This window comes from Rhodococcus sp. (in: high G+C Gram-positive bacteria), assembly GCF_049591685.1.
GTDB lineage: Bacteria > Actinomycetota > Actinomycetes > Mycobacteriales > Mycobacteriaceae > Rhodococcoides.
This window is the reverse complement of sequence record NZ_JBAWFH010000476.1, coordinates 1-3,375: the sequence shown is the minus strand read 5'-3', so window position 1 is coordinate 3,375 and position 3,375 is coordinate 1. Positions and strand designations below refer to the sequence as shown.

The 3,375-nt window shown below is 65.5% G+C and carries 5 protein-coding genes; 3 read left to right on the top strand and 2 right to left on the bottom strand.

What is annotated here, in order from left to right; translation table 11 throughout:
- Window positions 1-592 (bottom strand): DUF4352 domain-containing protein (locus WBQ44_RS19670; protein ID WP_495568347.1); only part of this gene is annotated, 592 nt, incomplete at its 3' end.
- Between the two features lie 159 nt (window positions 593-751).
- On the opposite strand from WBQ44_RS19670, the gene WBQ44_RS19665 reads away from it, so the two are divergent.
- Together WBQ44_RS19665 and WBQ44_RS19660 are read left to right on the top strand one after the other, a co-directional pair.
- On the top strand, window positions 752-1,954 hold the full coding sequence (locus WBQ44_RS19665; RefSeq protein WP_495568346.1) for a sensor histidine kinase: 1,203 nt from the start codon (window positions 752-754) through the stop codon (window positions 1,952-1,954).
- Window positions 1,955-1,989: 35 nt separating this feature from the next.
- Entirely contained in the window at window positions 1,990-2,637 is a 648-nt protein-coding gene (locus WBQ44_RS19660) for a response regulator (protein ID WP_495568345.1), read from the top strand.
- A gap of 8 nt (window positions 2,638-2,645) precedes the next feature.
- Here the strand turns inward: WBQ44_RS19660 and WBQ44_RS19655 are convergent, their stop codons facing one another.
- Window positions 2,646-3,062, bottom strand: coding sequence for a hypothetical protein (locus WBQ44_RS19655; protein ID WP_495568344.1), 417 nt, complete (start codon window positions 3,060-3,062; stop codon window positions 2,646-2,648).
- 92 nt (window positions 3,063-3,154) lie between these two features.
- Between WBQ44_RS19655 and WBQ44_RS19650 the strand changes: the two genes are divergently transcribed.
- On the top strand, window positions 3,155-3,375 hold a 221-nt coding region (locus WBQ44_RS19650), incomplete at its 3' end, for a BatC protein (RefSeq protein ID WP_495568343.1).

The following is a 3,375-nucleotide window of genomic DNA, read 5'->3' as shown; positions in this document are numbered from 1 at the left end:
TCGTACCACCGGAGAACAGTGAGTCGTGCAGTTCGATCTCCATCGGAACCGTGCCGACGGGTACGTCGAACACGACCGTCGCCTCGATCGCGTTGCCGGGGTTGATCTGCTCGTACGAGATGTTCTGGTCGAAGACGATCGTCGCCATGTCGTCGGCGGAGAATTGTCGGCTCTGCCCGTCGAGGAGTTTTTGCGCCGAGGCGGCGAAGCTCTGAGCTTGGTCACCGATGTTGCGCACGGTCATCGTCACCAGCACGTACTCACCCTGAGCCGTCTCGGTCAGATACTCCTCACCGACGGTAGGGACCCCGGCTTGTACGCCGGTCACCGTGAACTCGAACTTCCCGTCCCTGACGGGTGCCCCGAGTCCCGGCGCGGCGTCGGACCGATCGGGTTTCTCGTTTGCCGGCTCCGCCGTTGCTGCCGCAGGCCCACCGGAACCGCTCGTCGTTTCGGCGGTCTCGCGGGGTCCGCTGTTCATCGCGGCGATCACGATGACCACCACGGCAAACGCCATCAGTACGCTCAAAATCTTGTGGCGCGCGAACCAGTTTCGCTGCCTGTCGGTCGTCACTTGCTGGGGTGTGGTCATTGCGAGTTCCCTTCGTCGATGCGGTAGTGCACTCACTCCACCGCAGGGAACCGCCGGGCACGTCGGTCGTTCGGACCGTCGCCATCGTCCTTTCGGTCGGATCCGTGGGATCGAAAGGGCGATAGCCCCGTGTCGGTGTTCGACCGTAGGGTCCCTGTCATGAGTACGAACCCGCCGGGCAGGTGGCGTCGACGCGTCTGGACGACGGCAGCCGTGACGGTGAGCGTGTTCTGCTCGTTGATGACTTTCGGTTTGGCCACGTCCGCCGAACAAGTGCCCGAGTGGATCCCGATCATCGGGCTGCTGCTCAACCTCGTCGCGGGATTCGCGTTGATCAAGCGGCACGAACGCCCGTGGCTCGTCCTGGGTCTCGCAGTGTCGGGGCCGTTGTTCTTCGAAACGGATGCAACGGCCGCGCTCATCGCGCTCTACGCCGTTGCACACGTCGTTACCGGCCGCGCGCTGGCCATCCCGATCGTCCTGGTCTTCGCAGCATGCGGAATGTCCTTGACCTATGACGCATTTCGCAGGCGCGACTACTCGGTCATGACCATGGGTACCACCGTGGCGAAGGACGGCCCGCCCCCGGAGTGGAACGTGCCACTGTGGATCGCCTGGCTCGTTGCGGCGTTCCTGGTCGCGGCCGTCATCGGGCTGGCCGTCCTGCGCCGCACCCAGTCCGACCTCGACGCGGCAGTGCACACACGTGATAGGTACGCCAAGCAGTCGGACGTACTCCGGGAACAGGCCATCATCGTGGCCGAACGCACCCGCATCGCGCGCGACATGCACGACACCCTGGCGGCAAGCCTGGGCCGGATATCGCTTTTCGCGGGCGGGCTGCAGGTCAACAGCACCGAGGGCCCCGAGAAGGTCGCCAACAGTGCGTCGTTGATTCGGCAGACCGCGCACGAAGCGCTGGACGATCTGAAGCGCATCATCGGCGTCCTTCGCGGCACCGGAGAATCGCCGGGTGGCCGTCAGAGCGTCGAGGGCATTGCAGAACTCGTGCACGGGGCGCGAGAAGCCGGCACACCCATCTCGCTGACATTCGATCTGGCGCCGGGCGATGTGGGTGCATCGAGCAGTCAGGCAGCGTATCGCGTTGTGCAAGAGGCACTCACCAATGCCCAGAAGCACGCTCGGGGTGCCCCGGTCGCCGTAGCGTTGCACGGAACGGTGCACGACGGCATCCGAGTACGCGTGCGCAACCACGCGACCGATGCATCACCCTCCCCCCACGGCTCGGGCACAGGTTTGAGAGGACTCGACGAGCAGGTACGGGCGGTCGGCGGCACGTTCGACGCCCGACCGGTGCCGGGAGAATTTCTTGTCGACGCATGGCTGCCGTGGCACGCCTGACGGGTGTCGGAGCGCCGCCGTAGGCTGCGCACACCATGACATCACCGCCCGTGATCACCGTCCTCGTCGTAGACGACGACGCCTTCGTGCGCCGCGGCATCGCCGACATCTTCGCTGCCACCGATGACATTCGCGTCGTTGCCGACGTGGACGACGGTGACCGAGTGCCTGCCGCCGTCCGCATGCACAATCCGCACGTGGTCCTCATGGACCTCAAGATGAAGCGCATCGGAGGACTGCAGGCCACCGAGCAGCTCATGACCATGCCCGCGCCGCCCAGAGTCATCGCGATGACCGCGATGGACGTCGACGACCTCGTCGTGCGGGCCGTCGCCGCAGGCGCACACAGTTTCGTCAGCAAGGACGAAGCGCCCGACACCTTCTATCTCGCCGTCCGTGCCGTCGCCTCCGGCAACACCCTCTTCAGCGCCGAAGCCCTGCGGCGGATCGCCGCATCATCGGCAGCGCCCACATCGCCCCCTGCACTGAGTTCGTTGACCGATCGGGAGCGAGAGGTGCTGTGCATCCTTGCTTCCGGCGCAACGACGTCCGCCATTTCCCGAGAGCTGTACCTCAGCGAAACCACTGTGAAAACGCACATCACGGCGATCTTCGGCAAATTGGGAGTCAACAACCGGGTCGAGGCCGCTCTGTCCGCCTTCCGCGCCGGCTGGGTCACCTGACGCCCGGTTTACTCGGGCAGCAAAGCCTGCAGCGCCTCCCATTCCGTGCAGGTGACCCACGACGGATTGGATTGCTGCGGGGAGCGGAACACCTCCAGCGTCGACAGTGCAGGCACGCATCGAATTCGTGACGCCACGATCGGCTCGTCGAACAGCACGATGTCGGTGGCTATCTTCCATTGCGGACCGCGTTCGGGCGCACCGATGAGGTGCCCTGCGCCCCACAGCCCTCGCTCGCGATGGGCGCTCACCCAGAAGAGCACAGGCTGCCCCGGCGCCATCAAACGGGTGCGATAGTTCGAGGCAACGCACCAGCGCTCGTTGGCTCGTCGCGCGGCGATCATCGGTGCGAGATCCGTCCTGTTCGGGTTGCACTTGATGACCCACGCGCCCAGCACATCAGGCGTTATCGCGTGTGATGTCACGGTCACCATCGTAGTGTTTGGAAGTGCACGCGAACGTCAATACCCACGACGGGCCGTAAAGGCCCCTCGACCGGCTAACGGAAAGGCATTCGATGAGTATCAACGACGACGACATCACCACCAGCGGAGCCGGTGGCGAAGGACCTGCCGACGGCGGATCGAACCCCAACGGGCACGACGGCGGCGCAGACGGCACAGCAGGCTCCGGTGAAGGACCCGCTGACGGCGGATCGAACCCGGAAGGCCACGACGGCGGTGCAGACGGCCCGGCAGGCGCCGGCGAGGGCCCGGCCGACGGCGGCTCCAACCCCGG

What these genes read in the sequence shown, in the direction of transcription:
- WBQ44_RS19665 (WP_495568346.1), top strand. Translation starts at nt 752, where the DNA reads ATGAGTACGAACCCGCCGGGCAGGTGGCGTCGACGCGTCTGGACGACG.
- WBQ44_RS19660 (WP_495568345.1), top strand. Translation starts at nt 1,990, where the DNA reads ATGACATCACCGCCCGTGATCACCGTCCTCGTCGTAGACGACGACGCC.